The sequence below is a fragment of the Microbacterium sp. zg.Y1084 genome, from assembly GCF_024623595.1.
In the GTDB taxonomy this organism is placed as follows: domain Bacteria; phylum Actinomycetota; class Actinomycetes; order Actinomycetales; family Microbacteriaceae; genus Microbacterium; species Microbacterium wangruii.
This window is the reverse complement of the sequence record NZ_JANJGV010000002.1, coordinates 312,574-339,571: the sequence shown is the minus strand read 5'-3', so window position 1 is coordinate 339,571 and position 26,998 is coordinate 312,574. Positions and strand designations below refer to the sequence as shown.

30 protein-coding genes and 1 tRNA gene are annotated in these 26,998 nt (G+C 69.8%); 9 read left to right on the top strand and 22 right to left on the bottom strand.

Annotation, left to right across the window (positions count from 1 at the left end; genetic code table 11):
- Nucleotides 1–90: 90 nt before the first annotated feature.
- The 3 genes from NQ165_RS02865 to NQ165_RS02855 are packed head-to-tail and all read right to left on the bottom strand — an operon-like array spanning nt 91 to nt 2,304.
- The gene (locus NQ165_RS02865) at nt 91–870 is read right to left on the bottom strand and encodes a glycerophosphodiester phosphodiesterase family protein (protein WP_257531101.1); all 780 of its coding nucleotides are present in this window, start codon (nt 868–870) and stop codon (nt 91–93) included.
- Nucleotides 867–1,826, bottom strand: coding sequence for an SPFH domain-containing protein (locus NQ165_RS02860; protein ID WP_257531099.1), 960 nt, complete (start codon nt 1,824–1,826; stop codon nt 867–869). Before NQ165_RS02860 ends, NQ165_RS02865 begins: the two co-directional genes overlap by 4 nt.
- Nucleotides 1,819–2,304 carry an NfeD family protein gene (locus NQ165_RS02855; protein WP_257531097.1) on the bottom strand — a complete coding sequence of 162 codons (486 nt, stop codon included), beginning with the start codon at nt 2,302–2,304 and terminating at the stop codon, nt 1,819–1,821. Before NQ165_RS02855 ends, NQ165_RS02860 begins: the two co-directional genes overlap by 8 nt.
- A 119-nt stretch (nt 2,305–2,423) precedes the next feature.
- Here NQ165_RS02855 and NQ165_RS02850 point away from each other — a divergent pair, with 119 nt between their 5' ends.
- Nucleotides 2,424–3,188 carry an SDR family oxidoreductase gene (locus NQ165_RS02850; protein WP_257531095.1) on the top strand — a complete coding sequence of 255 codons (765 nt, stop codon included), beginning with the start codon at nt 2,424–2,426 and terminating at the stop codon, nt 3,186–3,188.
- A gap of 4 nt (nt 3,189–3,192) precedes the next feature.
- Nucleotides 3,193–3,342 carry a hypothetical protein gene (locus tag NQ165_RS02845; RefSeq protein ID WP_257531093.1) on the top strand — a complete coding sequence of 50 codons (150 nt, stop codon included), beginning with the start codon at nt 3,193–3,195 and terminating at the stop codon, nt 3,340–3,342.
- Between the two features lie 50 nt (nt 3,343–3,392).
- On the opposite strand, the gene NQ165_RS02840 is transcribed toward NQ165_RS02845, so the two are convergent.
- The gene (locus NQ165_RS02840; protein ID WP_257531091.1) at nt 3,393–3,944 is read right to left on the bottom strand and encodes an HdeD family acid-resistance protein; all 552 of its coding nucleotides are present in this window, start codon (nt 3,942–3,944) and stop codon (nt 3,393–3,395) included.
- Between the two features lie 90 nt (nt 3,945–4,034).
- Nucleotides 4,035–4,955 (bottom strand): AEC family transporter, encoded by a 921-nt coding sequence (locus tag NQ165_RS02835; protein ID WP_257531089.1) that lies wholly within the window; start codon nt 4,953–4,955, stop codon nt 4,035–4,037.
- An 83-nt stretch (nt 4,956–5,038) separates the two neighbouring features.
- Between NQ165_RS02835 and NQ165_RS02830 the strand changes: the two genes are divergently transcribed.
- On the top strand, nt 5,039–5,197 hold the full coding sequence (locus NQ165_RS02830) for a hypothetical protein (protein WP_257531086.1): 159 nt from the start codon (nt 5,039–5,041) through the stop codon (nt 5,195–5,197).
- Between the two features lie 26 nt (nt 5,198–5,223).
- On the opposite strand, the gene NQ165_RS02825 is transcribed toward NQ165_RS02830, so the two are convergent.
- Complete coding sequence (locus NQ165_RS02825; RefSeq protein WP_257531085.1) at nt 5,224–5,811, bottom strand: GNAT family N-acetyltransferase; 588 nt, start codon at nt 5,809–5,811, stop codon at nt 5,224–5,226.
- 219 nt (nt 5,812–6,030) lie between these two features.
- On the opposite strand from NQ165_RS02825, the gene NQ165_RS02820 reads away from it, so the two are divergent.
- Nucleotides 6,031–6,501: a DUF1294 domain-containing protein gene (locus NQ165_RS02820; protein ID WP_257531083.1), complete on the top strand. Its 471-nt coding sequence runs from the start codon at nt 6,031–6,033 to the stop codon at nt 6,499–6,501.
- 196 nt (nt 6,502–6,697) lie between these two features.
- Here NQ165_RS02820 and NQ165_RS02815 read toward each other — a convergent pair whose 3' ends face one another.
- Nucleotides 6,698–7,060 (bottom strand): hypothetical protein, encoded by a 363-nt coding sequence (locus NQ165_RS02815; protein WP_257531081.1) that lies wholly within the window; start codon nt 7,058–7,060, stop codon nt 6,698–6,700.
- Nucleotides 7,057–7,353: a hypothetical protein gene (locus tag NQ165_RS02810; protein WP_257531079.1), complete on the bottom strand. Its 297-nt coding sequence runs from the start codon at nt 7,351–7,353 to the stop codon at nt 7,057–7,059. The genes NQ165_RS02815 and NQ165_RS02810 overlap by 4 nt, the downstream gene beginning before the upstream one ends.
- Before the next feature lie 258 nt (nt 7,354–7,611).
- On the opposite strand from NQ165_RS02810, the gene NQ165_RS02805 reads away from it, so the two are divergent.
- Nucleotides 7,612–8,118 (top strand): hypothetical protein, encoded by a 507-nt coding sequence (locus NQ165_RS02805; protein WP_374679367.1) that lies wholly within the window; start codon nt 7,612–7,614, stop codon nt 8,116–8,118.
- Between the two features lie 13 nt (nt 8,119–8,131).
- On the opposite strand, the gene NQ165_RS02800 is transcribed toward NQ165_RS02805, so the two are convergent.
- The 6 genes from NQ165_RS02800 to NQ165_RS02775 all read right to left on the bottom strand — a co-directional run bounded on the left by NQ165_RS02800 (nt 8,132) and on the right by NQ165_RS02775 (nt 14,179).
- Nucleotides 8,132–8,443, bottom strand: a complete 312-nt coding sequence (locus tag NQ165_RS02800; protein ID WP_257531077.1) for a hypothetical protein — start codon at nt 8,441–8,443, stop codon at nt 8,132–8,134.
- 43 nt (nt 8,444–8,486) lie between these two features.
- Nucleotides 8,487–8,735 (bottom strand): hypothetical protein, encoded by a 249-nt coding sequence (locus NQ165_RS02795; RefSeq protein ID WP_257531075.1) that lies wholly within the window; start codon nt 8,733–8,735, stop codon nt 8,487–8,489.
- 131 nt (nt 8,736–8,866) lie between these two features.
- Nucleotides 8,867–9,670, bottom strand: coding sequence for an alpha/beta fold hydrolase (locus NQ165_RS02790; RefSeq protein WP_257531073.1), 804 nt, complete (start codon nt 9,668–9,670; stop codon nt 8,867–8,869).
- A gap of 73 nt (nt 9,671–9,743) precedes the next feature.
- On the bottom strand, nt 9,744–11,144 hold the full coding sequence (locus NQ165_RS02785) for an HNH endonuclease signature motif containing protein (RefSeq protein WP_257531071.1): 1,401 nt from the start codon (nt 11,142–11,144) through the stop codon (nt 9,744–9,746).
- Between the two features lie 186 nt (nt 11,145–11,330).
- On the bottom strand, nt 11,331–12,041 hold the full coding sequence (gene deoD, locus NQ165_RS02780) for a purine-nucleoside phosphorylase (protein WP_257531069.1): 711 nt from the start codon (nt 12,039–12,041) through the stop codon (nt 11,331–11,333).
- Entirely contained in the window at nt 12,038–14,179 is a 2,142-nt protein-coding gene (locus tag NQ165_RS02775) for a heavy metal translocating P-type ATPase (protein ID WP_257531067.1), read from the bottom strand. Before NQ165_RS02775 ends, deoD begins: the two co-directional genes overlap by 4 nt.
- A 243-nt stretch (nt 14,180–14,422) precedes the next feature.
- On the opposite strand from NQ165_RS02775, the gene NQ165_RS02770 reads away from it, so the two are divergent.
- Nucleotides 14,423–15,526 (top strand): trans-acting enoyl reductase family protein, encoded by a 1,104-nt coding sequence (locus tag NQ165_RS02770; RefSeq protein WP_257531065.1) that lies wholly within the window; start codon nt 14,423–14,425, stop codon nt 15,524–15,526.
- An 81-nt stretch (nt 15,527–15,607) separates the two neighbouring features.
- Here NQ165_RS02770 and NQ165_RS02765 read toward each other — a convergent pair whose 3' ends face one another.
- Nucleotides 15,608–16,351 (bottom strand): formylglycine-generating enzyme family protein, encoded by a 744-nt coding sequence (locus NQ165_RS02765; RefSeq protein ID WP_257531062.1) that lies wholly within the window; start codon nt 16,349–16,351, stop codon nt 15,608–15,610.
- Between the two features lie 50 nt (nt 16,352–16,401).
- Nucleotides 16,402–16,662 (bottom strand): DUF6458 family protein, encoded by a 261-nt coding sequence (locus tag NQ165_RS02760; protein WP_257531060.1) that lies wholly within the window; start codon nt 16,660–16,662, stop codon nt 16,402–16,404.
- Between the two features lie 121 nt (nt 16,663–16,783).
- Here NQ165_RS02760 and NQ165_RS02755 point away from each other — a divergent pair, with 121 nt between their 5' ends.
- Nucleotides 16,784–17,344 (top strand): dihydrofolate reductase family protein, encoded by a 561-nt coding sequence (locus NQ165_RS02755; RefSeq protein WP_257531058.1) that lies wholly within the window; start codon nt 16,784–16,786, stop codon nt 17,342–17,344.
- Here the strand turns inward: NQ165_RS02755 and NQ165_RS02750 are convergent.
- The 4 genes from NQ165_RS02750 to polA form a co-directional block, all read right to left on the bottom strand.
- Entirely contained in the window at nt 17,326–18,096 is a 771-nt protein-coding gene (locus tag NQ165_RS02750; RefSeq protein ID WP_257531056.1) for an SGNH/GDSL hydrolase family protein, read from the bottom strand. The genes NQ165_RS02755 and NQ165_RS02750 overlap by 19 nt on opposite strands.
- A gap of 33 nt (nt 18,097–18,129) precedes the next feature.
- Complete coding sequence (locus tag NQ165_RS02745; protein ID WP_257531054.1) at nt 18,130–19,491, bottom strand: MFS transporter; 1,362 nt, start codon at nt 19,489–19,491, stop codon at nt 18,130–18,132.
- A gap of 279 nt (nt 19,492–19,770) precedes the next feature.
- Nucleotides 19,771–21,444 (bottom strand): DUF885 domain-containing protein, encoded by a 1,674-nt coding sequence (locus NQ165_RS02740; RefSeq protein WP_257531052.1) that lies wholly within the window; start codon nt 21,442–21,444, stop codon nt 19,771–19,773.
- A gap of 47 nt (nt 21,445–21,491) precedes the next feature.
- Entirely contained in the window at nt 21,492–24,131 is a 2,640-nt protein-coding gene (gene polA, locus NQ165_RS02735; RefSeq protein WP_257531051.1) for a DNA polymerase I, read from the bottom strand.
- 48 nt (nt 24,132–24,179) lie between these two features.
- Between polA and NQ165_RS02730 the strand changes: the two genes are divergently transcribed.
- Nucleotides 24,180–24,602, top strand: a complete 423-nt coding sequence (locus tag NQ165_RS02730; protein ID WP_257531050.1) for a hotdog fold thioesterase — start codon at nt 24,180–24,182, stop codon at nt 24,600–24,602.
- 123 nt (nt 24,603–24,725) lie between these two features.
- Here NQ165_RS02730 and NQ165_RS02725 read toward each other — a convergent pair whose 3' ends face one another.
- Entirely contained in the window at nt 24,726–25,313 is a 588-nt protein-coding gene (locus NQ165_RS02725; protein ID WP_257493765.1) for an ANTAR domain-containing response regulator, read from the bottom strand.
- An 88-nt stretch (nt 25,314–25,401) separates the two neighbouring features.
- Between NQ165_RS02725 and NQ165_RS02720 the strand changes: the two genes are divergently transcribed.
- Nucleotides 25,402–25,482: transfer RNA gene (locus NQ165_RS02720), tRNA-Leu, on the top strand.
- 59 nt (nt 25,483–25,541) lie between these two features.
- Here NQ165_RS02720 and pyk read toward each other — a convergent pair.
- A complete protein-coding gene (pyk, locus tag NQ165_RS02715) occupies nt 25,542–26,990 on the bottom strand; it encodes a pyruvate kinase (protein WP_257531048.1) in 1,449 nt (482 codons plus the stop codon).
- Between the last annotated feature and the right edge of the window lie 8 nt (nt 26,991–26,998).

The following is a 26,998-nucleotide window of genomic DNA, read 5'->3' as shown; positions in this document are numbered from 1 at the left end:
GCATACTCCGAACCACGGCGGAGCGATGGGCATTCACAGCCGATCCCCAGGCCTCGACGTCGAGGCCACGAAGCGGTGGTCGTCGACCCTTCAGCGGCGCCGCGGGGCGGTGACGCGCAGGGCGAGATCCGCCCGGTCGGTCACGATGCCGTCGACGCCCATGTCGAGCAGGCGCGTCATGTCGTCGGGGTTGTTCACGGTCCACACGTGCACTTCCGTGCCCGCGCGATGGGCGGCGTCGATCAGGCGGGGCGAGACGATCCGCACCCCGCGGTGGCGCTCCGGGACCTGCAGGGCGTCCACACCCTCGAGCGCCCGGCGCACCGCCCACGGCGACCGCGCGGCCACGGCCGCCACCACGCGACGCATCGTCGCTGTGCCTGCAGAGGTGGCAGGGCGCGTGCCGTGCGCGAAGCGATCAGCGGCTTCCAGCGCGGCGCGTCGACGGGTGTCGGAGAAGCTTGTGAGCAGCACGCGGTCGGCGTGGGATGCCACGATCCGCCCCACCGGCAACGCGGCGGCATCCGCTTTCACGTCGAGGTTGAACCGCACGTCGGGGAAGGTCTCGAGCGCCTGACGCAGCGTGATCAGCCCGCCGCGCGACGTCATGAGTCTGTCGAGCTCCCGGTGGGTGACCGCGGCGACCGCGCGGGGATCCCCGGTCACACGGCTGAGGTCCTCGTCGTGGAACAGCACCACCTCGCCGTCGGCGGTGAGGTGACAGTCCGACTCGACGTACGCCGCGCCGGCGGCATGGGCTGCGGCCACGGCGGCGAAGCTGTTCTCGGCGATGTCTTCGGCGTCAGGCGGCACGAACCCGCGGTGGGCGAGCACCCGCGGCGCGCGGGGTGCGAACCAGGGGTGGGTCACGGCGCAGTGGGACGGGTGGCGCGCGTGCGGAGCGTCTCCGCCGCAGCGGCGGCGTCCTTCGCCTGCGCGCCGAACGCGCCGCTCACGCCCTTGAGCGCCTCGGTGAATTCGCTCGGGATGATCCACATCTTGTTGGAGGTGCCGTCGGCGATCTTCGGCAGCGTCTGCAGGTACTGGTAGGCCAGCAGCTTCTCGTCGGGGTTGCCGTTGTGGATCGCCTGGAACACCGTCTCGATCGCCTCCGCCTCGCCCTGTGCGCGCAGCACGGCGGCCTGCTTGTCGCCTTCGGCGCGCAGGATCTCGCCCTGGCGGCGTCCCTCGGCTTCGAGGATCTGCGCCTGCTTGGAGCCCTCGGCGGTGAGGATCGTCGCGCGACGCTCGCGCTCGGCGCGCATCTGCTTCTCCATGGAGTCCTGGATGGACACGGGCGGGTCGATGGCCTTCAGCTCCACGCGGGAGACGCGCAGCCCCCACTTGCCCGTCGCCTCATCGAGCACGACGCGCAGCTGGCCGTTGATGTTGTCGCGGCTGGTGAGCGCCTGTTCGAGGTTGAGACCGCCGACGACGTTGCGCAGGGTGGTGGTCGTCAGCTGCTCGACGGCGCTGAGGTAGTTGGCGATCTCGTACGTGGCGGCGCGGGCGTCGGTGACCTGGAAGTAGACGACGGTGTCGATGGAGACGACGAGGTTGTCCTCGGTGATCACCGGCTGCGGCGGGAATGAGACCACCTGCTCCCGCATGTCCACCAACGGCCGCACGCGGTCGATGAAGGGGACGAGCAGGTTGAGGCCCGGGCTGAGCGTGCGCTGGTAGCGGCCCAGCCGCTCCACGACGCCGGTGTAGGCCTGCGGGATGATGCGGATCGACCGGAAGATGACCACGATCACGAAGATCGCGAGCACCACCAGCAGGACGATCACGAAGATCTGACCGATGAACGCGCCGGCATCAACCATCGTCCGACGTCCTTTCTCGTGTGGGAGCGGGGGCGACTTCTACGAGCGAACCGCGCACGGCGACCACCTGCACGCGGTCGCCGACCGCGACGTCGGGCGTTTCCGGGAGCAGCCGGGCCGTCCAGGTCTCCCCGTTGTCGAGCCGGACCGAGCCGCGATCGTCGACGAACGGCGCGACCACGCGGGCGCTCATGCCGTAAAGCGCATCGACGTTGGTGCGGGCGGGCTCCTGCCCGCGGTGCAGCGTGCGCAGCAGCAGCGGGCGGATCGTGAAGAGGAGGAGCCCGGCCACCGCGGCGGCGACGACGATCTGCAGCCACCACGGTCCGCCGAAGAGATACACGCCCAATCCGCCGATGGTCGCGCCGGCGGCGAGCATGAGGAACGTGAACTCGAGGGTGAGCAGCTCGATGATGACGAAGAGGAGGGCGAGCACCAGCCAGGCGATCCAGATGTACTGGGTCAGATCGGGCAGCATGGCGGTTCCTCCGTCGGTCCTTCAGGGAACACTAACACCGGGGGAGTGCCCCGGCGCTTGATAGGCTCGCCTTCCCGGCGACGCCCGTTCCGGGACCCCGAGAAGGAGTGCCCGCACCCATGTCCCAGACCCTGCCTTCCGGCTCGCTCAGCGGCAAGACGGCCCTCGTCACCGGCTCGTCCCGCGGCATCGGCGCCGACACCGTGCGCTACCTCGCCGAAGCCGGCGCGAACGTCGTCATCAACTTCCGCAACAAGGCCCCCCGGGCCGAGAAGCTCGCCGCCCAGCTGCGCGAGCTCGGCGTGGAGGTGCTGGTCGTCGGTGCGGACCTCACCGACCGCGACGCCGTCGCGGCGATGTTCGCGGAGGTCGAGCGCGTCTTCGGCGGACTCGACATCCTCGTGCTCAATGCCTCGGGAGGCATGGAATCGGGAATGGCCGAGGATTACGCGCTCACGCTCAACCGCGACGCCCAGGTCGGCGTTCTGGAGGCCGCGCTGCCGCTGCTGCACGCCGGTTCCCGGGTCGTCTTCGTGACCAGCCACCAGGCCCACTTCATCCGCACCACCCCGACCATGCCGGAATACGAGGTCGTGGCGCTGTCCAAGCGCGCCGGCGAGGATGCCCTGCGCGAGCGTATCGGCGAGCTCGAGGCGAAGGGCATCGAGTTCGTCGTGGTGTCCGGCGACATGATCGAAGGCACGATCACCGCAACGCTCCTCGAGCGGGCGAACCCGGGCGCCATCGCGTCGCGGCGGGAGTCGGCCGGCAAGCTCTACAACGTGTCGGAGTTCGCCGCTGAGGTGGCCCGCGCCGCCGTCGACGCGGTGCCCGCCGATCACACCCGCCTGGTGGGCGACACCAGCTCGTTCGCGGGGGAGTGACCCCGTGCGGGCGCAGGACATCGACACGCTCGTCTCGGTGGGCCGGCCCGCTCTCGCGCCGGACGGTGGGTTCGCCGTCTTCGCGACCTCGCGTTCGGATCTCGATGCCAATCGCGACGTCGGACAGCTGTGGCGCACCGACTTCGCCGGCTGATGCCGATGTGACGAGGGGCCCCGGAGACGATCCGGGACCCCTCGTGGCGGCTACTTGCCGAAGGTGAAAGCGCGGACGATCTGCACGATGCCCAGCACGACGGCCGAGATCCCCAGGAGCAGCCACAGCGTGGCCGCGCCCCAGAGCGGGGCGAACAGCAGCACGATGCCGGCGATGATCGACAGGATCGCGTAGGCGATGGTCCAGCCCCGCGAGGGCGACAGGTCCAGCAGTGAGAGGGAGACGATGCCCTCGACGATCCACATCACGCCCACGAGCACTCCGACGAACACGCCGAACCAGGCGGTGGCGGCGGGCAGGTTGATGAAGGCGACGATGCCGGCGACGATGAACAGCACACCGAGCACGATGTGACCGACGCGGGCCCATCCGCCCTTCTGAGCGCTGAAGATGCCGAGGCCGGCGTAGACGAGTCCGGCTGCGATCGCGTAGATCGCGACGATCGCCACCACGACCATCGCCGTGCGACCCGGCCACACCAGGATCAGGATGCCGACAAGGAGAGCCAGCACTCCGCTGATGCCGAGCGCTGTGCGGATGCCGTTGAGCACCGGCCGGTCGATGGGTGAGGAGAGGGTCATGGTGCGTCCTTTCTGAGAAGTTTCTGTGAGGACGCGGTCATTCTAGACCCGTGACCGGCCATTCTTCACGGGAGGCGCGCGGGGGAGCGGTCACCCGAGAACAGCCATGACGACCAGCAGCACCGGGACGCACCCCACCGTGGTGAGCAGGATGGTGTCGCGGGAGACCGCCTCGGCGACGCCGTAGTGCTGGGAGTACGTGAAGATGTTCTGCGCCGTGGGAAGTGCCGCCAGCACCGTCACGACGAGCAGATCGCCGGGGGAGAGGTGGAAGAGGAACGCCCCCACCGCCCACGCGATCATCGGCATGGCGACGAGCTTCAGCATGGTGGCCGAGGCGACCTCGGCACGCCGCAGTGGGTCATCGAGCACGCGCTGGCCGTGCAGTGACATGCCGTAGCCGATGAGCAGCACGGGCACGCACGCGTTGGCGATCAGCTGGAGGGGGTCGAGCACGATCGTCGGCAGCGGCAGTCCGGTGAGCGAGACGACGGCTCCGAGGACCGATCCGACGACGATCGGGTTGGTCGCTGTGCGCTTGAAGATGCGGCGGATGGAGCGCTGGCCCGAGGTCGCGGCATCCAGGATCGCCAGGGAGATCGGGGTGAAGACGATGAGCTGCAGCAGGATAACGGGAGCGGGGAAGGCGGCGCTGCCGAGCAGATACAGCGACAGCGGGATGCCCATGTTGTTGGAGTTGACCTGGCCCGCCGACAGGCCTGAGATCGTCGCCTCGGCCGTCGACCGCCGCCAGACGAACCGCGCCAAGAGCCACTGCACCCCGATCACGACGACCGCCGCGATGGCGGACACCGGCAGCAGCGCCGAGAACAGCGTCTGCACGTCGGCCTGCGAGAGCACCACGAACAGCAGGAATGGGGAGAGCACGAAGAACGTGAGCCGGTTGAGCACGTGCCGACCGTGCGGGCCGAGCAGGTCGATGCGGCCGATGATGTAGCCGACGAGGATCGCCACTCCGATGACGACGAATCCGGTGGCGACATCCAGCACCCTCTGAGCCTAGGGGTCCGGGCGATCATGGCGGGCCTTGCGCGCCTGGTAGCGTGCAGTCACGCAGCGATGGAGGAGCGGTCATGCCGAAGAAGACCTCTGGCGACTCGAGCTGGTGGGGCCGGTTCGTCGCACTCTTTCTCGGCGTGCCACCGATCGCGGTGCAGGCCGCCGATCAGGATGACGCTGCCGACGACGAACCGGAACTCTTCGCCCGGCGTTCGCGGAGTGCGAAGGACTGACCGCGTCCAGCGCGGGCGTCGGCGCGTCAGGCCGACGCGGCAGGGATCGTCTTGCGCATCACCGTCTTGCTCTTGCCGATGTGGCGCTCGAAGGTGAAGCCGGCCTTCTCGAACATCGCGCGCGTTCCATTGTGAAGAAACGATGACGACGTGCGCTTGCCCGGCGGAAGCTCGTTGGGGAAGGAGACGACCTCGCCGCCGCCCGCCTGGGCGATCAGGCCCAGCGCGCCGTCGAGCGCCTCGCGCGCGACGCCTCCGCGGCGATGGTCGCGGTCGACGAAGAAGCACGTGATGCGCCACGGGGCGGGGCGCGTCTCGCCGGCGTCGTACTGCTTGCGGTGGTAGATGCCCGGCAGCTCGTCCGGGCTGCCGTACTGACACCACGCGATCGCGTCGTCGCCGTCGAACACCAGCGCCGCGTGTGCGACGCCTTCTTCGATCAGCCGGCGTTTGAACGTGGGGCCGTCGTAGTCGTTCTTGACCGTCGCGTCGGTGTCGCCGTGGAAGTACGAGCACCAGCAGCCGCCCCAGACGCCGTTGTGTTTCTCGGCCAGCGCCAGCCACGCCGGGTAGGTCTCGAGGGTGAGCGGCTTGATCTCGTGCGTCGTCGCCATGGCCAGCCTCCTCGCGTGGATGGGAACATCGTGCGGCGGACGGCGTGCGCGGACAAGAGAGACATCCACGCCGCCGACACACGGCACGCCAGGCGCTGGTACCTTCGCGCCCTCCGCCCACCAGCAGAGCTCTGAAGGGCGCTCACGGATCGCTTCTGAGGTGTCACGAGGCATGCAGCGGGTGAATAACGAGTGGCTCGTCTGCCTAGACTCGAGCACGTGACCACCGGCTCAACCCGAACGAGACGACCCGACGTCGCCGGTCCGCGTGCCCGCGACATGTCCAAGCCGCTTCCTTCCTCGCTGAGCTGGACAGTCCTCTGCGTTTTCGCGACCGCGTTCACGGTTGCGTATTTTGCGGCCGACCTCCCGCTGTGGATCCCTGCGCTCTACCTCGTGATGAGCGCCTGGAGCTTCGCCGCCTACGGAGTCGATAAGTCGGCGGCGAAGGCAGGCCGTCGGCGCGTTTCGGAGCAGGCACTTCTCACGGTCGGTCTCGTCGGCGGCTGGCCGGGATCTCTGATTGCGCAGCAGGTCTTCCGGCACAAGACGCGCAAGCGTTCCTTCAGGCGTGTGTTCTGGTTCACGGTACTGATCAACGTCGCCGTACTCGCCGGCCTCGTCTACGTCGCGGTGACGGAACCCGGGACGCTTGACCTGCCGTTCCTCACGTCCGTCGCAGCGATCTGACGGATGCCGACGAGCGAAGCCCAGCGGGAGATGCCGCTCCTTCCGTAGATCACGCGGGCACCGATAATGCACATTATGTCAATTCAAGCGTGCAGGACCGCAGTGGCTCCCCTTCCGCCTCTGCCCCGCCGAGTGATGACCCCCGAGCGAATCCGAAAGCTGACAGCTGCGCTGTGCGGAAGCTTGGCTCCGCCTCTCACGCGAGTGTGGGGATCCAGGCGGCAGCAACGAACCCCGCAGCACCCACCAGCAGCATAAGAACGATCCCTGCGCCGACGAACCACAACCGCCGGTGAGGCGACAGCACGGTCGCGACGATCGCGGCGAGATACGCGAGTGCGATCACGACAGTCCACACCGTGGCAGCGACCAGCCGATCATGGGTGAAGCAGTTTCGTGGGCCGGGCAAGACCAGAGAACACACCTCCGGCCCCACCGGCACGGCGATCCACCAGATCATACCGACCGCGACAAGCGCGAGCGGCGTCATGATCAGCACTCCCGCCGTCGTGGCTACCATCGGCTGGGCCGAGGAATGCCGCTGGTCGAAACGCGTCATCCGGTGGCCGCTTCCCTATCGCTCGACGGATCGACGTTGATGGAGGAATCTGCGTCGGGATGCAGCGGGCTGGCGCTCCTCTCCCCCGGCGGCTGACTCTTCCGGCGATCGCTGCGATGGGCCAGCCAGCTCCCCGCAGTGATCAAGACGAAGAACCCCAGCATTGCGAACAGACCGGGGGCGATCTCAACGCCCTGTGCGAGGAGAACCACCCCCCACACGCCGGCCCCCAACTGCCCGAGGAGCACGACCAGCGAGAACGTCTCCCAACCCGACCTCGACGACGTGCTCATGGCCAGACTCTGGACCACCTGAAACTTGCTCGTCAAGGCAGCGGCGCGCGTCCGCCGCAGCGGGCGACAAGAGAGCAGCGAGGACACTCCCCCAAACGCTGGGCGGGTCGTCAGTCGAGGCGGTGTTCGCTACGGTGACACCATGCCTCGTCGCCGTGCATCCGTTGCGTTCTTGACCCCCTGGGTTGCCGCACGACGGCGCGGGCTTTCACTGTGCGCCGCTCTCATCGTGCACCGACGAGATCATGAGGCGACGGTATGAGCGCCGCGGGTCGTGACGAGGATCGCTCCTCCTCACGCGCCGCGGACAGCTCGGCCGACACCGTCCCGCGCAGGATCGGCCGGTGGATGCTGGGCGCCTTCCTCCTGTTCACCGGCGTAGGCCATCTCACCTTCGCTCGCGCGGCGTTCGTCGCGCAGGTGCCCGCGTGGCTGCCCCTCCCGGTCGACCTCGTGGTGCTCGCATCCGGTGCCGTCGAGATCGCGCTCGGTCTCGCACTGCTGCTGTGGGCGGGGCAGCGTGTGCTGATCGGATGGCTCACCGCGGCGTTCTTCGTTGCGATCTTCCCGGGCAACATCGAACAGTTTGTCAGCGGTACGGATGCCTTCGGGCTGGACACCGATCTCTCCCGTGGCATCCGTCTGCTGTTCCAACCGCTGCTCGTCATCTGGGCGCTCTGGTCGACCGGCGCCTGGCGGGGGTGGCGCGACCGCGTCATCGCCTCCCGTGCTGATCGAGCCGGCCCGGACGCGGACGAGCGCTGAGACGCCGCGGGCGCTAGAGCGCTTCGAGCTGTCGGCGGGCGTCGTGCAGAGCAGACGCGTATTCGTCATGACTGCGCACCTTCCTGTACTGCGCGCTGCCGACGGACGGGTGGTCGTCAGGCGCTGTGGGCATCGCGGTCTCTGTGCGCCCAAGCGCCTCGACGGCGTCGAGCGTCGAGGTCACCGCTCCCCTGGTCTGCGCGTCGGCGGCGAGCGCACTGCTGGACCTTCGATAGCTGAGGACGGCGACGATCAGCGCGCCGACGCCGGTCAGTGCGCCCACGAGGGAGCCGATGCTCGAGATCCAATCCGTCACCGATGCCATGGCGCCACGATAGCGACCGCTCGTCCGCCGCGGTGCCGTCGTTCTATCGTTCGCGTGGAGGGGGCTGCAGCCACCCGGTGGTGCCGACGCCGCGTCGCGCGCGGTCTTCGCGGTCGTTCACCGTCCAGACGTAGGCGAGGAGTGCGATGACGAGCGCGGGTGCGGTGGCCCCCACCCCGAAGATCACGACGGCCTCGCCCGGCGATGACGACGCCTGTGCGGAACCCAGTCCCAGCCCGAGGAGCATGAGCGTCGTGGCGAAGAGGAGCCGGTTGCGGTGCTGATCCGTCATCGTCGATCCTTCCTCGCACGGGCTGTGAGTGGCGGGCTGCCATGTCACCGCTCCCCAACGTAGGTTGCCTTGATCGGCGATGCCACCCCTGGCATCGCGCACGCCCGGCGCGCTGCCGACGCGCACCCGGCTCAGCGGGCCTCTTCGATGAACGCACCGAGTACAGCGATCCACTCGTCGAATGCGTCGAGGTGCGCATCATGGGATCCCGAGGCGAGGTCGACCCTTGTCGCGTACCGGCCGCGTCCGACGAACTGCTGCTTCTGCGCTTCGGTGAACATCCCGTGAGCCGCGTAGACGGCGAGAGTGGGAGCGGCGACCCGCTGCCACTCCTCCCAGTGCGGTACGGCCACCGTCTCGAGGATCGCAGTCATCACGTCCGGGTCGAATCGCGGGTGCAGTCCGTCGGCACGGACATCCATGTCGGCGATCCATGCCCGGGTCAACGCGCTGTCGCCCAGAGCGGTCAACGCGGCATCGGGTGATGCGTAAGGTGTCGCCCACGATCGGAAGAACGCCCCGAGGGATGCCGCCTCGGCGTCATCACCACTCCCCTGGTTCCCTTCGAGAAGAACCAGCCTGCGTACGAGATCGGGACGAGTCGCGGCGACGAGCATCGCGGTGTGCGCGCCCATCGACTGCCCGACGAGGTCCACCGGGCCGGTGGCCTCGGCATCGATCACCTGGATCACGTCGTCCACGAAGGCGCGGCGTGAGGTGTCGACGGGAATCGTGGTGCTGCCGCCGTGCCCTCGCTGGTCGATCAGGATCACCCTGCGCCCCGCCAGTGCCAGTGCGTGTGCCGTCGGTAGGAACTCGCGGCCGCTTCCGGCCAGGCCGTGCAGGATGACCACCGTCGGGCTGTCACCACCGATCACGCAGTAGGCGATGACCGTTCCGTCGGCGACCCGCAGTTCCCTCTGACACTCCCGCACCAGGCGACCCTACTGTGCGCGCCTGCCGCGTCGCTTCGTCGGTGGCGAGCGGAGGCGGGCGGCCGATCGGCGGTCAGAACGGCGCGGCTTCGGCTGCGACCTGCAGGGCGCTGAACTCGAGTACGCGCCGCGGGATGTCGGGATAGGTCTCTCCGGTGGGACTGACCCACTGCAGGGTGCCGTCCCGGGACTGGGTGACGCTCCATGCACTGGCATGTTTGAGGGTGTGGTGTCGCGTGCACAGGTTGGCGAGATTCGTCAGGGCCGTCGGCCCGCCGCGGGCATGGTCGACCGTGTGGTCGTGGTCGCAGTGGTGGGCGGTCCTTCGACAGCCGGGGAATCGGCAGTGCTCGTCCCGTGCATCGAGATGTCTTCGCTGCGCTGTGGTCGGCCGGTAGGCATCGACCTGGTGCACCGCGCCGGTGGTCGGCGAGAGGAAGACGCGTTCCCAGATCGCCGCGCGGGCGGCGAGCCGACGAGCGGTCTCGGGGTCGATGGGTCCGTACCCGACGAGTTCGGCCGGTGCGGTCCCGGTGCCGGTGAGGGTGCTGTCGGGGATGACGATCTGCACATGCGCGGTGATCGCCTTGCCGGCCGGGATGGAGGCACATGAGGCCGATACGCCGGCGTGGCCGGTGAGCAGCAGATCGGTGAACACATCTGCCCGCACCTGGTCGGTGGTGCGGCTGTCCGGCACCCCGGAACCGCTCGGCTCAGTGGCTCCGCCACCGTCGGTGCCCGTCGGGTCGGAGGCCGCCGGGGCGTTGCCGCCAGACTCCGGGGTCACCGGCTCGCTCTCCGCGGGTGCATTCCGGACAGGCGCTATGGCCGCAGGACCGCCCTCCCCACGCTTCGCCGACGCCGCCGCGCCGCGTGCGGCGGCGACCTCGCGGGCGTGCTGGGTGAGTCGGTCGCGGATCGCGTACGCCAGCACCGCCGGGAGCACTGCCGCGAGCTCCGCCATCCCGTCATCCAGATCGCGCACCCACACCCGACGCTCCGCGACCGCCTCGGCATGACGCTTCGCCAGTGGCACGGGGTGCAGCTTCTGCGCGATCATCGCGATGATCGGCTTCGCCCGTCCGGGTGTCTCCCGCTCGCAGACCACGAGCGCGGCCTGCTCGAACCGGGCGCGCGCATCGGGGTCGGTGATGCGCGCGCCGGCATCCTGAATGATCCGCACGTGCGCCGTGTCGATCGCCCCGGAGCGCAAGGCGCCGACGGTCGCAGCGAAGCCGGTCACCAGAACGGTGGCGTCGTGCAGGCGCTGCTGCATCACGCGGTCTGACCGTCGCATCACCGCGGCGACTTCCGCCGCCATCTCGCGCAGCGGCATCTCCCGCTCCCGGCCGGCACTGGACGGCACCCGCGCGGTCTGCTCCGCGGCGATCGCGTCCGCCCGCGCCAGCAGCGTGAGCTCCTGCGCCTGCAGTGCCGCGATGCGCGCGCGGGTGCGCGACAACTCCCCCAACACCGCGCCACGCGACCGCGTATCGCGTCTTGTCGTGGCTGGCGCTCGGCTGGTCATACCCACAATTGTGACGAGGGCCACCGACATTGGGGAGGCGAAAACCCCAGGCTAACCCTGGATTGTGGAGAACTCCTCCCGGCATCCGCCTGTGGAGGAAGCGACGCCGCGAACCCTGCCGTGAGGCGCCCCTCAGCTGGTTGCGGCCCTCAGGGCGATGCGGATCATGTCGCCGAAGGTCTGCTCGCGCTCCTGGGCGGTGGTCTCCTCGCCCGTGACGAGGTGGTCCGACACTGTGCAGATGCTCAGAGCACGTCGGCCGTAGTACGCGGCGAGGGTGTACAGCCCGCTCGTCTCCATCTCGACCGCGAGAACGCCGTGGCGCACCAGCGGGTCGGTGAGCTCGGCACGGGTGGTGTAGAACTGGTCGCTCGAGAACAACGGACCCACGTGCACGGCGGAGGCCGGCGGCTCGGCCTCGCTCGCCGCGACGGCGGCCCGCAGCAGCCCGAAGTCCGCGACGGGCGCATAGTCGAGTCCGTGGAAGCGCACGCGGTTGATCGCGGAGTCGGTGCTGGCCCCGTTGGCGATGATGATGTCACGCAGGGCGACGCGCTCGGTCAACGCTCCGCAGGATCCCACGCGAACGATGGTCTGCACGCCGTAGGACTCCATGAGTTCGTTGGCGTAGATCGCCATCGACGGCTGGCCCATCCCCGACCCCTGCACCGAGATGCGATGGCCCTCCCACGTGCCGGTGAAGCCGAGCATGCCACGGGTCTGCGAGTAGAGCTCGGCGTCGGTGAGAAAGGTCTCGGCGATCCACTTCGCCCGCAGCGGGTCGCCCGGGAACAGCAGGATGGGGGCGACCTGGCCCGGCTCGGCTGCGATGTGCGTGCTCATCCGCTCACCGTAGCGAGCGGACCTGAACGGCCTGACAGGACGGCCTGCGTGCTCTTCTCCGGCGAGAGGTCGAGTCGCCGCAGCAATTGGGCGTTGAGAGCCACGACCACGGTCGACAGCGACATCAGCACTGCGCCGACCGACATCGGCAGTACGAAGCCGATGGGGGCCAGGATGCCGGCCGCCAGCGGGACCGAGATCAGGTTGTACCCCGCCGCCCACCAGAGGTTCTGCGTCATCTTGCGGTAGCTCGCCCGCGACAGCTCGATGACCGAAACCACCGAGCGAGGATCATCGCCCGCGAGGATGACGCCTGCCGACGCGATGGCGACATCCGTGCCTGCGCCGATCGCGATGCCGACGTCGGCTTGGGCCAGGGCCGGTGCGTCGTTGACCCCGTCGCCGACCATCGCGACCCTCTTGCCCTCCGCCTGCAGCGCGGCGATCGTCGCCGCCTTCTGCTCGGGACGCACGCCGGCGAAGACGCGGTCGACGCCCACCTCGTCGCCCACCGTGCGAGCGACCGCCTCGGCATCGCCCGTGATCATGATCACCTCGACGCCGAGGGCGTGCAGTGCTCTGACGGCATCGAGCGACGGAGGGCGCACTTCGTCAGCGAGCGCGAGCCCGCCGACGACGGTGCCGTCCTCCACGACATGCAGGATGATCGCTCCCGCGTCGCGCCAGGAGTGTGCGGCATCCACCTCCGCCGCCCCGATCGTCTCGAGCAGCCGCGGCCCGCCCACCCGCACCTCGCGGGCGCGCACGGTGGCGGTGACGCCCACCGCGGGCGTCGACGAGAAGGCCGTGGCAGCTGGGAGCGACAGTGCCCGCTCACGGGCCGCCCGCACGATCGCGCGGGCGAGGGGATGCTCGCTATCCGCCTCTGCCGCCGCAGCGAGCGCCAGCACGTCATCGGCGGAGCGTCCGTCCACCGGTGCGACCGCGGTGAGGACGGGCGCCCCCTCGGTGAGCGTGCCGGTCTTGTCGAACAGCACGACGTCGACCGTGCGCATGCTCTCCAGCGCGAGACGGTCCTTCACCAGCACTCCCCCGCGGGCGGCGCGCTCGGTCGCGATGGACACCACCAGCGGGATCGCCAGCCCCAGGGCATGGGGGCACGCGATCACGAGGACGGTGATCGTGCGCACCACCGCGGCGTCGGGGTCGCCGAGAAGGCTCCACACGGTCGCGGTGACCACCGCGGCGCCCAGCGCGAACCAGAACAGCCACCCGGCAGCCCGGTCGGCCAGACGCTGCGCGCGCGAGGTCGAGTTCTGCGCGTCGGCGACGAGCCGCTGGATGCCGGCGAGTGCGGTATCGGCTCCGGTGGCGGTGACCCGCACGCGCAGCCCGGAGTCCGTGGCGACCGTGCCGGCGGTGACCGCCTGGCCGACTCCCCGGGAGACGGGACGGGATTCGCCGGTGACCATCGACTCATCCATGTCGGCGCGGCCGCTGACGATCTCGCCGTCGGCGGGCACGCTGCCGCCCGGGCGAACGACCACGACATCACCCACCCGCAACTGAGCGGGCGCGACCGAGACGATGCGATCGCCCTCGACACGCTCGGCCTCGTCCGGCAGCAACGCCGCGAGGGCGTCGAGCGCCGAGGTCGTCTGGGCGAGCGAACGCATCTCGACCCAGTGCCCCAGCAGCATGATGACGATGAGCAGGGCGAGCTCCCACCAGAACTCGAGCCGGTGATCGAGCACGCCGAGACTGGCGCCCCACGACGCGACGAAGGCGACGGTGATGGCCAGGGCGATGAGCAGCATCATCCCCGGCTTGCGGCTCTGGATCTCATCGACCGCGCCCGTGAGGAAGGGCCGGCCGCCCCACGCGTACATGACCGTGCCGACGACGGGGGCGACCAGGGCGGCCCCCGGGAACTGCGGAAGCGAGTAGCCGAGCAGCATCGCGAACATGCCGGAGAACGCGACCACCGGGACGGCGAGCACGAGATTGATCCAGAACAGCCGGCGGAACCGCCCCACGTGACCGGCATGGCCGACGTGGCCGCCGTGCGCGCCATGCCCCGCGTGCGCGTCATGCCCCGCGTGCGCGTGCGCGCTGTGGTCGCCGGCGCGCTCGTGCTGGTGATCGACGGTGTGGTGCTCCGCGTGCGGGTCGCTCATGAGGTCCTCCCCGATAGGGCGAGAGTAGATCGGGCATCTCCCTGTGAGAAGCGGCCCGGGAACTCCCTGGGTTGGCCGCATACCCCCTAGGGGTACCCAAGGCAACGACCCCCGCGCGCCTCGCATTCCTGTCCCGACGGGGAGGGACGGCCGACGGCTGGACATCGTGGCCTGCGGCAGGCACGCTCCCAGCAGGGAGTCGCGTGCACGCGGATGCCGCCCGTGCTCCCGGAGGAGGAAACGATGCCGGCCAAGATCGTGGTTCTGGGAGCGACGGGATACACCGGAGAGCTCATCGTCGAGTCGCTGGTGCGGCGCGGGCGCCAGCCGCTCCTCGCCGGCCGTGACGCCGCGAAGCTGGCGGCGGTGTCCGCCAGGCACGGGCAGCTCGGGACGCGGACGGTGGATGCCACCGTCGCCGCCGACGTGGCCGGGCTGCTCGAACCCGGCGACGTGCTGATCACGACGGTGGGTCCGTTCGAGCGCCTCGGCTGGGCGGCCGCCCAGGCGGCCGTCGATGCCGGCGCGCATTACGTCGACACCACCGGCGAAGTCGGGTTCGTCCGCGAGCTGCAGCGCCGTCACCATGAGCGGGCGCGTGCCGCCGGCGTCACGATGCTCCCGGCGTTCGGCTTCGACTACGTCCCCGGGATGCTGGCCGGCGCGCTGGCGATCGAACGGTCCGGCGCGGGGGTCACCGCGGTGCGCGTCGGCTACTTCGCGACGGGGTCGATGCGCAACGGCATCAGCAGCGGTACGCGGGCGACGATGGCCGAGGGCATCCTGCTCCCGACGGTCGTGCACCGGGACGGGCATGTGCAGGAGGTGCGCACCGGAAGTCGCACGCACCGCTTCGACGTGCGCGGCGACGAGCGCACCGGCATCCTCGTGTCGGGCACCGAAGCGCTCTTCCTCCCCGAGCATTACCCCGGGCTGAAGACGGTGGAGGACTACAACGGCTGGTTCTCCGGGATCGCACGAGTGATGCCCGTCGCATCGCGCGTGATCGGGGCCGTCGCGGCCATCCCCGGGGGCCGCTCGCTGATCGAACGCCTCGCCTCCGCGGGCGACGACACCTCGCGGGGGCCGGACGAGGCGGAACGCGCCAACACGCGCAGCTACGTCGTCGCCATCGCCGCGGATGCGAAGGGCGCCACGCTCGCGGAATCGCATCTGGAAGGGCCGAGCACGTACAACCTGACCGCCGAGCTCATGGCGAGCGGGGCGGAAGGGCTGCTCGAGGGCAAGGCACAGGCTGCGGGGGTGACGGGCCCCCTCGCCGCCTTCGGGCGCGAAGGCCTCGAGCAGATGTGCCGCGACGTGGGACTGGCGGAGCTTCCGCGCTGACGCCGGTCAGGTGTCCACCGCTGTCGCTTCCCGTGCCCCGGGGCCACGACGGGTGACACTCGAAGCTCCCGCGAGCCGCGCCTACCGTCGCGGCGTCCACCCCGACGGCAGCGGCTCGTCGATGAGCGCGCGCTCGCGGTCGGCCGCCGCGGACCAGCCCTGCGCGGCATCCACCGCGTCGAACCCGCCACGTGCGAGACGCAGCCCGACATCCTCGTGGTGCGCACGCGGGGCGCCCCCACGGCGGGTGGAGGCGCGCACGCTCCAGGCGTCGTCGGCGAACCCGCCGCCGCGGAACACCCGATAATCGCCGTATCGCGCCGGATCGAGCAGATCCCAGCACCACTCCCAGACGTTGCCGAGGGTGTCGAACAGCCCGTTGAGGTTCGGCAGCTTGCCGCCGACGTTCTGCGGCGTCGTGCAGCCGTCGGCCGCCGTCCAGGCCACCTCGGTGAGCGGTCCGTAGTGGGCCCCCGTCGAGCCCGCTCGGCACGCGAACTCCCACTCGGCCTCGGTGGGCAGCCGGTAGCCGTCGCTGTCGACGTGCCAGGTGACCTCTTCGCCCTCGAAGGTGTACGCAGGGTCCAAGCCCTCCCACTCGGATGCCGCGTTGCACAGGCGCACGGCGCGCAGCCAGCTCACATCGGTCGCCGGCCGCCGCGGGTGGGGCGCCTGCTCCCCCAGCAGCTCCGCGACCAGCTCCCGGGTGACCGGATACACGCCGATCTCGAAGGGCTCGAGAGTGACCTTCCACCGCCGCTCGCGCCGCGCGTCGTGGAGCATGACGGTGCCCCCGGCGATCCGTGCCATTTCGATGTCGCCCACAGGGGCACTCTAACGGCGGTCGCGCGGGGGCACCGGTTGTGCTGGCTGGGTCAGACGACCTCGTCGCCCGAGGTCGTCGTCGACCGGCGGGTGACGCGCTCGCCCGCGGCGGGGTCGACCGCCGTGCGCGACACGGTCTCGGTCGAGCGGCGACGCGCGAGCAGGACGACGCCGATGAGCACCACCAGCGCGCCGGCGCCCATCAGGATGTAGCCGATCATGTCGAGGCTGACGAAGTCGACCTCCACATTGACGGCGAAGACGAGGATCGCTCCGATGGCGAAGAGCGCGATTCCGGCTCCGATGCTCATGGCAGTTCCTTTCGGGTCAGGTGACTTCCGGAATACTGCCGGAGGCGCGGGCGTGGCAAGGACTACTTGACACCGGCCCCCGCGATGTGCCCTGTCGGGCGTGCGCGCTAGCGTGGCGTCCATGGCACGCGTGATCTTCTACACGGCGACGACACTCGACGGATACCTCGCCGACGCCTCCGACTCCCTCGATTGGCTCTTCGCCGTACCCGGCGGTGAGGGTGGGGATGCCGACTTCCACAGGTTCCTCGACGGCATCGGCGTGCTCGTGCAAGGTTCGGCGACCTACGAGTGGGTGCTGCGGCACGAAGATCTGCTGGAGCACCCCGAGCGCTGGCCGGCGTTCTACGGGCAGCGCCCGACCTGGGTCTTCACCACCCGCAGACTTCCCGCCGTCCCTGGTGCCGACGTGCGCTTCGCGTCGGGTCCGGTGACAGCGATCTGGCCGCAGATCCGCGACGCGGCGGGCGAGCGCGACGTCTGGGTCGTGGGAGGTGGAGACCTCGCCGGCCAGTTCGCCGACGCGGGCCTGCTCGACGAGATCCGGGTGTCGGTCGCCCCGGCGACGCTGGGCGAGGGCAAGCCACTGCTCCCCCGCCGGCTGGGCGCCGACCGGCTCACGCTCACCGGCGTGCGCCGCGCCGGCCAGTTCGCCGAGGTGACCTACGCCGTGCGCTCCTGAGTCGGGCTGATCTCGGTCCACTCCGCGTACTTCGGGTGGCGCCCGTCACCGGAGGACGTGCGCGTGAGGCGCCGGCGCACCCAGGGCGCGACGTGGGCGCGGTAGTACGCCGCCCCGCGCAGCCCGGGCGGCGGCAGGTCCGGCAGCGCCCACCACTCGGCGGGCACGTTCAGCCCCAGGGCATCGAGCACGCGCGCCGCGACGCGGTGGTGTCCTCGGTGATTCATGTGCAGGCGGTCCTCCGACCAGTACGGCGGGGTGGAGAGTTCGCGATCCGGCCAGTTCATGGCCCGCACGATGTCGGGGCGGCCGGCGACGCGCTGCTCGACGGCCGCCGACAGCAGGTCGCCGCGTCGCTGGATGACGCGGCGCAGAGGCAGCTGGCCCGACGGATTCGCGCCCGAGAGGAGGATGAGCTGCACGCCCTCCTCGTCGCAGCGGCGCAGCACCTGCGAGAACGCGTCGACCACGCGCTCGACGGAGGCGCGCGGCCGCAGGATGTCGTTGCCGCCGCCGTTGAACGACAGATGCGTCGGCTTCAGCGCGAGCGCCGGCTCGAGCTGCTCCGCGACGATCGGATCGATGAGCTTGCCCCGGATGGCGAGGTTGGCATACTCGATCGGCTCCCCCAGGGCGTTCGCCCACCCCTGTGCCGCGAGGTCTGCCCAGCCGCGTGGCCGGCCGTCGGGCAGCTCGTCGCCGACGCCTTCGGTGAATGAGTCGCCGATCGCGACGTAACGCACGGATGCCATCCGTCCAGCCTAAGCGCGGGATACCCGCTCGGGTCAGCGGTCGTCCAGTGCCTGCCCGCGCCGGTCTGCCAGTCCCCAGGCCGCCGCGGCGGCGATGGCGAAGAAGGCCGCGAACACCACGAACAGCACCGGGGCGCCTCCGAGGAGCAGCAGCGGCGGGACGGTCAGCGGCGCGAGGATCGACGCGATGCGGCCGACGCCCGCCGCCCAGCCCGAGCCGGTGGCGCGCAGCGACGTGGGGTACATCTCGGGGGTGACGGCGTACAGTGCGCCCCACGCGCCCAGGTTGAAGAACGACAGTGCCATGCCCGTGGCGATGATCGCGGCCTCCCCCGTGGCGGTGCCGAACAGCACCGCGGCTACCGCAGAGCCCAGCAGGAACACCGACAGCGTCAGGCGCCGGCCCCACACCTCGATCAGCCAGGCGGCGACCGCATAGCCGGGAAGCTGGGCGAGCGTGATCAGCAAGGTGAAGCCGAACGAGCGCACCAGGTCGTAGCCCTGCGCGACGAGGATCGTCGGGATCCAGATGAACGCCCCGTAGTACGAGAAGTTGACGCAGAACCACACCGCCCACAGGCTCGCCGTGCGCACGCGGAACTCCGGTGCCCAGAGGCCTGCCAGCCGCTCCCCCGCGCGCACGGCTGCCGGGGAGGCCGTCCGCTCGCCCGGTACCGCCGCAGCCCCAGTCGTCGTGGGCTCCGTGCCCGCGGCATCCTCGAAGGTACGGGTGATGGCGTCGGCTTCGGCGACCCTCCCCCGCCGATCGAGCCACCGCGGCGATTCCGGCAGGCTCCAGCGCACGATGATCGCGTAGACGGCGGGGATCGCGCCCAGCAGGAACGCCCAGCGCCAGCCGTCATCCGACCCGGGAATCACGAGGTACCCGATGAGGGCTGCGGCGGTCCAGCCCACCGCCCAGAACGCCTCGAGGATCACGATGAGACGCCCGCGGATGCGCGCCGGCGCGAACTCGCTGACGTACGTGCTGGCGACCGGCAGTTCGGCGCCGAGCCCCAGGCCCACGAAGAACCGCAGCACGAGCAGCATGCCGAGTCCGCCGACCAGCGCGCTCGCCCCGGTCGCCACCCCGTAGACCAGCAGGGTGAGCGCGAACACCTGCCGCCGGCCGAACCTGTCGGCCAGCAGGCCGCCGAGGCTCGCGCCGATCGCCATGCCCACGAAGCCGATCGAGGCGATCCACGCCGTCTCCCCCGGCTCCAGCGACCACTGCACGGCGAGGGCGGCGATGATGAACGACACCAGCCCCACGTCCATCGCGTCGAGCGCCCAGCCGACTCCCGAGCCGGTGAGCACACGCAGGTGGCGGCGGGTGAACGGCAGGCGGTCCAGGCGCTCCGACGTGGTGGCGGGCATCGCGACGGCTTCGGTCATACCGTCATCGTACGGATGCCGGGGGGCGGTGGCGCGCGCGTGACACTGGCCGGTCGTTGAGCGAGGGAGCGCAGCGAGCGAGACGAAACGCGGTCCCCCGGCGGGCACGGGGCTTTTCGTCTCGCTGCGCTCGCTCAACGAACCGCGAGGTTACGGGTCGTTGAGCGAGGGAGCGCAGCGACCGAGACGAAACGCGGTCCCCCGGCGGGCACGGGGCGTTTCGTCTCGCTGCGCTCGCTCAACGATCGGGGGGCGCTGCGCTCGCTCAACGACCGGGGGTCAGGCGCGCAGAGCGGCGCGCAGGGTGTCGAGGCCGACGCCGCCGATGTCGAGGGCGCGCTTGTGGAACTGCTTGATCGAGAAGTTCTCGCCCTCGCGCTCGGCGACCTCGTCACGCAGCTGCTCCCAGATGCGCTGGCCGACCTTGTACGCCGGCGCCTGTCCCGGCCAGCCGAAGTACCGGTTGACCTCGAACTGCACGAACTCGTCGGACATGTTGACGTTGCGCCGCATGAACTCCAGCGCGTAGTCGTAGTCCCACGTGCCGGTGCCGTCCAGGCGGGGCTTCTGCAGGTGCACGCCGATGTCGAGCACGACGCGGGCGGCGCGCATGCGCTGGCCGTCGAGCATGCCGAGGCGATCGGCGGGGTCGTCGAGGTAGCCCAGCTGCTCCATGAGCCGCTCGGCGTACAGCGCCCAGCCCTCGGCGTGCCCGCTCGTGCCGGCCAGCAGTCGACGCCAGCTGTTGAGCTGCGCGCGGTTGTACACGGCCTGTGCGATCTGCAGGTGGTGGCCGGGAACGCCTTCGTGGTACACGGTGGTGAGTTCGCGCCAGGTGTCGAAGCGGTCGACGCCCTCCGGCACGGACCACCACATGCGGCCGGGGCGGGAGAAGTCGTCGGTGGGACCGGTGTAGTAGATGCCGCCTTCGTTGGTCGGCGCGATCATGCACTCCAGCCGGCGGATGGGCTCGGCGATGTCGAAGTGGGTGCGGCCGAGCTCCTCGACGGCGCGGTCGCTGGTCTCCTGCATCCACCGCTGCAGCGCCTCAGCGCCGTGCAGCTGCCGGGCGGGGTCTGCCTCCAGCAGTGCCACGGCCTCTTCGACCGTCGCTCCGGGAGAGATCTGCGCGGCGATGGACTCCTGCTCGGCGACCATGCGCGCGAGCTCTTCGATCCCCCACTCGTACGTCTCGTCGAGGTCGATCTCGGCGCCGAGGAAACGGCGCGAGTGCAGCGCATAGAGCTCACGGCCCACGGCATCCTGTTCGCTCGCCTCGGGAGCGAGCTCGGAACTCAGGAACGACGACAGCGACTCGTAGGCGACGCGGGCGGCGTTGCTGTGGTCGGTGAGCTCACGCGCGAGGGATGCCGGCAGGTGCCCCTCGGCGGGAGCGGCCTCGGCGGCGAACTCGGCGAAGAAGCCGTTGTCGTCGGTGTAACGGCCGATCTGGGTGATGACTTCGTGCACCTGACGGCGTGCGGGGACGACACCCTCGGCGATACCCTCGCGCAGGGTCTCGATGTACCCCGCGATCGCCTGCGGCAGCGCCTTCAGTCGGGCGGAGACCACGGCCCAGTCGTCGACGGTGTCAGTGGGCATGAGGTCGAATGCCTGGCGCAGGTCCTGCGCGGGCGAGGCGATGACGTTGAGGTCCCGCAGATGCGCCTTCGCCTCGTGCAGCTCCAGCTGCAGGCGCAGCTCCCGGCTGAGGTCCTCCTTGGTCACCACGTCGATGTCGTCGACCGGTTCGGCGGACTCGAGCTCGGCGAGGGTCGCCTGGGCGGCGGCCACCGAGCGCTCCGTACCCGCGGGCGACAGGTCGTCGAAGCGGTCGTTGTACTCGGTGCGGCCGATGTAGGTCGCCAGCATCGGAGACAGTTCGGCGAGCGTGTCCACCCATGCGTCCGCGATCTGGTCGATCCGGGTCGTGGGGCGTGAGGTGTCAGTCATGCTCCGAGCCTAGAACGCCGTGGCACGCAGACACGAACCGGCGCCGCTCAGTGACCTGCTTCGTCCCAGTCGGCGCCGCGGCCGATCTGCACATCCAGCGGCACCGACAGCTGCGCGGCATCCCCCATGCGGTCGCGCACGATCCGCTCGGCGGCATCCCACTCCCCCGGCGCGACCTCCACCACGAGTTCGTCGTGGATCTGCAGGAGCACGCGCGAGCGCAGGTTCTGCTCGGCGAACTCGGCATGGATGCGGAACAGCGCGATCTTCATGATGTCGGCGGCGCTGCCCTGGATGGGGGCGTTCAGCGCTGCGCGCTCGGCGTTCTCCCGCAGCACCCGGTTGGGGCTCGAGAGGTCGGGGAACGGGCGACGACGACCGAAGATCGTCTCGGTGTACCCGTCGATCTTCGCCTGCTCGACCGATGAGCGCAGGTAGTCGCGCACCGCGCCGAAGCGGGCGAAGTACTCCAGCATCAGGCCCTTGGCCTCGGACTGCTCGATGCGCAGCTGCTTGGACAGCCCGAACGCCGACAGACCGTACACGAGGCCGTACGACATGGCCTTGACCTTCGTGCGCATCGCGGGGGTGACTTCCTCCGGCGTGACGCCGAACACCCGCGCGCCGACGAAGCGGTGCAGGTCCTCGCCCGAGTTGAACGCCTCGATGAGGCCGGGATCGCCCGACAGATGCGCCATGATGCGCATCTCGATCTGCGAGTAGTCCGCCGTCAGCAGCGTCTCGTAGCCTTCGCCCACCTCGAACGCGGCACGGATGCGGCGGCTCTCGGTGGTGCGGATCGGGATGTTCTGCAGGTTGGGATCGGTACTCGACAGGCGACCGGTCTGGCTGCCGGTCTGCACGTACGTGGTGTGGATGCGCCCGTCGTCGGCGATGGCGGCGTCGAGCGATTCGATGATCTGCCGCAGCTTGGTCGCCTCACGGTGCTGCAGGAGCAGGTCGAGGAAGGGATGCGGGTTCGTCTCCTGCAGATCGGCGAGCACGGCGGCATCCGTGGAGTACCCGGTCTTCGTCTTGCGGGTCTTCGGCAGCTGGAGCTGTTCGAACAGCACCTCCTGCAGCTGCTTGGGCGATCCCAGGTTCACCTCGCGCTCGATGGTGGCGTAGGCCTGCTGCGCGATCGTGTCGGCGCGCGCGGCGAGCTCGGCGGAGAACCCGGAGAGCTTCTCGTGCGAGACGCTGACGCCGGCCAGTTCCATGTCGGCGAGGGTCAGCAGCGTCGGCAGTTCGATGTCGGAGAGGACGGATGCCACACCCGCGGGCAGCTCGTCGCGCAGCGCATCGGCCACGCGCAGGGTGAACCATGACACCTGGCCGGGCGTTGCGCCCTCCGTCTCGGGAACCAGCTGCGTGGGGTCCGCCTCGGGAAGCTTCTCACCCAGGTATCGGTCGACCAGATCGGCCAGGCTCTTGTCGGGGAAGCTCGGGCGCAGCAGCCAGCCGGCCACCAGCGCGTCGAAGACCAGGCCATCGACCACCGCGCCGGCACGGCGCAGCGCCTTCACCTGCGACTTGGCGTCGGACATCACCTTCGGCGCCGTCGAGGCCAGCCACGGCAGCAGCACGGCTGTGGTCTCGTCGGTCCACGCCACCTCGACGGCGGCATCGGCGGTCGCCAGGCCCACGCGGGCGGGCAGACCCCCTTCGACGGCGACGGTCAGGCCGACCTCACCCGCGGCATCGTCGAGCCAGGCCGCGAGTCCCGCGGCATCCGGTTCGACCGGCGTCGGCGCGGCCTTCGCGGGCGCCGCCTCGGGGCCGTCGCCGGGATCGATGACGCCCGCGGCCTCGAACACGCGCGGCAGCAGCGTGCGGAACTCCAGACGGGCGAAGATGTCGCGCACCGCCTGCGCGTCGAGGGGTTGCACCACCAGGTCCTGCGGCGTGACGGGCAGCTCGACATCGCGCAGCAGGCGGTTGAGGGTGCGGTTGCGGCGCACGTCGTCGAGGTGCTCGCGCAGGTTGCCGCCCACGACACCCTTGATCTCGTCGGCGCGCGCGAGCAGCTCGTCGAGCGAGCCGTACTGGGTGAGCCACTTCACCGCGGTCTTCTCCCCCACCTTCGGCACGCCGGGCAGGTTGTCGCTCGTCTCGCCGACGAGCGCCGCGATGTCGGGGTACATCTCCGGCGGCAGGCCGTACTTCTCCACGACCGCCGCGGGGTCGTAGCGCTTCAGCTGCGACACGCCCTGCACGCTGGGGTACAGCAGCGTGATGTCGTCGTTGACGAGCTGGATGGTGTCGCGGTCACCCGAGCAGACCAGCACGTCGAAGCCGGCCTCGGCGCCCTCGGTGGCGAGGGTGGCGAGGATGTCGTCGGCCTCGAAGTCCTCCTTCTGCAGCACCGTGATGTTCATGGCCCGCAGACAGTCCTGCAGCAGGGGGATCTGGCCCTTGAACTCGGCCGGCGACTCCGAGCGGTTCGCCTTGTATTCGGCGTACTCGCGCGTGCGGAACGACTGGCGCGAGGTGTCGAAGGCCACCGCGACGTGCGTCGGCTTCTCGGCCTTCAGCAGGTTCACGAACATCGACAGGAAACCGTAGATCCCGTTGGTGTGCTGCCCGTCCTTGGTGGTGAAGTTGTCCACCGGGAGGGCGAAGAACGCCCGATATGCCAGGGAATGGCCGTCGACGATCAGAAGGGTAGGCTTTGCGGCATCCGTCACCCACCCAGCCTAACGAGCGGGTGGGACAGCCCGAACCGAGAGCAGGACATGACCGATCAGCACGCCGCGACGCAGCACGGACTCGAGTGGGTCGCCGAGCGCGGTATGGGGGCGCTGGCGGAGAAGATGGGCATCGAGTTCACCGAGTTCACGATCGAGCGGTGCGTCGCCACCATGCCCGTGGAGGGCAACACGCAGCCCGTCGGTCTGCTGCACGGCGGCGCGTACGTCGTGCTGGGCGAATCCCTCGGTTCGATGGCCGCCAACCTGCACGCGGGTCCGGGGCGCCTGGCGGTGGGCATCGACATCAATGCCACGCACACCCGCTCGGCCACCAGCGGCATCGTCACGGCGGTGTGCACCCCCATCCATCTCGGTCGCGCGATGACCGTGCACGAGATCGCGGTGAGCGACGAGGCCGGGCGACGCTGCTCGACCATCCGCATCACGAACCTGATCAAGGACCTCTGAGCGACCGCACCGGGGCCACTCCGAGCATCCCGCTCCCCCCGCGGCATCCGCCGCCTGAGACACCGCGAAAACGGCGGAGACCCCCCGCACCGCGAGGGGTCTCCGCCGTAAAGCGGTGTCTCGTTACTTCTTGGGGGCGAGCTGCTCGATGATCGCCTTGGCGACGTCCTGCATGGTCAGCCGGCGGTCCATCGACGCCTTCTGGATCCAGCGGAAGGCCTCGGGCTCGGTCAGGCCCATCTTCTCGTTGAGCAGGCCCTTGGCGCGGTCGACGAGCTTGCGGGTCTCGAAGCGCTCGACCATGTCGGCGACCTCGGCCTCGAGCGTGATGATCTGCTCGTAGCGTGCCAGGGCGATCTCGATCGCCGGCAGCAGGTCGTTGGGGGTGAAGGGCTTGACCACGTATGCGAGCGCACCGGCCTCGGTGGCCCGCTCGACGAGCTCCTTCTGGCTGAACGCCGTCAGCAGCACGACCGGCGCGATGTGCGCCTTGCTGAGCTTCTCGGCGGCCGAGATGCCGTCGAGCACGGGCATCTTCACGTCCATGATCACCAGGTCGGGCCGCAGCTCGGTCGCAAGCTGCACAGCCGTCTCGCCGTCTCCCGCCTCGCCGACGACGTCGAAGCCGTTGTCGCGGAGGATCTCCACGATGTCCAGGCGGATCAGCGATTCGTCCTCGGCGACCACGACGCGTCGCGGTGCCGTGGCCATGGGGGTGGCGTTCTCGTCCAACTCAGTCACCTGTCCATCTTAGAGCCAGGTACGCCCCCGCCACTGCGGTATCGTCGTTCAGGCACCTGCCGGTGTGGCGGAATGGCAGACGCGACCGACTCAAACTCGGTTGTCTTCGGACGTGTGGGTTCGACTCCCACCACCGGTACGAGAAAAGCAGAAGAGGGATGCCGGCCGGCATCCCTCTTCTGCTTTCCGCCTCAGGCCTTACTGCTCGGCCTTGTAGATGGGCGCCTTGCCGTGAACGGCGTCGCCGACCTTGTGGATGCGGATGTCGTTGGTCGAGCCGATGATCCCGGGAGGGGATCCGGAGATCACGACGACCCGGTCGCCGACCTCGGCCAGCTTGTGCGAGAGCAGGTAGTCGTCGACCTGGATGAACATGAGATCGGTGTGCGCGACGTGCTCGACGATGGCCGACTGCACGCCCCACGTGATCGCCATCCGGCGGCGGATCGCCGGCTCGGGCGTGAACCCGATCATGGGGAACTTGGGCCGCAGCCGCGACATGCGGCGTGCGGTGTCGCCCGACTCGGTGAAGATGCAGACGTACTTGGCGTCGACGAAGTCCGCGACCTCCATCGCGGCGAGGGTGATGGCCCCGCCCTGCGTGCGCGGCTTGGTGTTCAGCGGCGCGATGCGCTCCATGCCGTGCTCTTCGGTGGACTCGATGATGCGGGCCATCGTCTCGACGACGACGACGGGGTAGTCCCCGACGCTGGTCTCGCCCGAGAGCATGACCGCGTCGGCGCCGTCGAGCACCGCGTTGGCGACGTCACTGGTCTCGGCGCGGGTCGGCACCGGGTTGTTGATCATCGACTCGAGCATCTGCGTGGCGACGATGACGGGCTTGGCCATGCGGCGGCAGAGCTCGACCGCGCGCTTCTGCACGATCGGCACAGCCTCGAGCGGCAGCTCGACACCCAGATCACCGCGGGCGACCATGATGCCGTCGAAGGCGTCGATGATCTCCTCGAGGTTCTCCACGGCCTGCGGCTTCTCGATCTTGGCGATGACGGGCACGCGGTGCCCCTCCTCCGCCATGATCTCGTGCACGCGCTCGACGTCCTGAGCGCTGCGCACGAAGGACAGCGCGATGAGGTCGGCACCGGCGCGCAGACCCCAGCGGAGGTCTGCCTCGTCCTTCTCGGACAGGGCGGGGACGCTCACGGCGACCCCCGGCAGGTTGATGCCCTTGTTGTTGGACACCGGGCCGCCGACGATGACCTTGGTGGTCACGACGGGACCCTCGACCTCGGTCACCTCGACGCGCACCTTGCCGTCGTCGATGAGCAGGAAGTCGCCAGGGCTGACGTCGGCGGGGAGTCCCTTGAAGGTCGTCGAGACGATCTCCTTGGTGCCCTCGATGTCCTCGGTGGTGATCTTGAAGACATCGCCGACGGCGAGCTGGTGCGGTCCGTCGGCGAACTTGCCGAGGCGGATCTTCGGGCCCTGGAGGTCAACCAGCGCGGCGACGGCGCGGCCGGCATCCTGTGCGGCCTTCCGTACGTTGGCGAAGTTGTTCTCGTGGACGGAATAGTCTCCGTGGCTCAGGTTGAATCGCGCAACGTCGACACCCGCATCGATGATCGCGCGGACCATCTCGTAGGTGGACGTGGCGGGGCCGAGAGTGGCGACGATCTTCGCGCGTCTCATCGTGGATG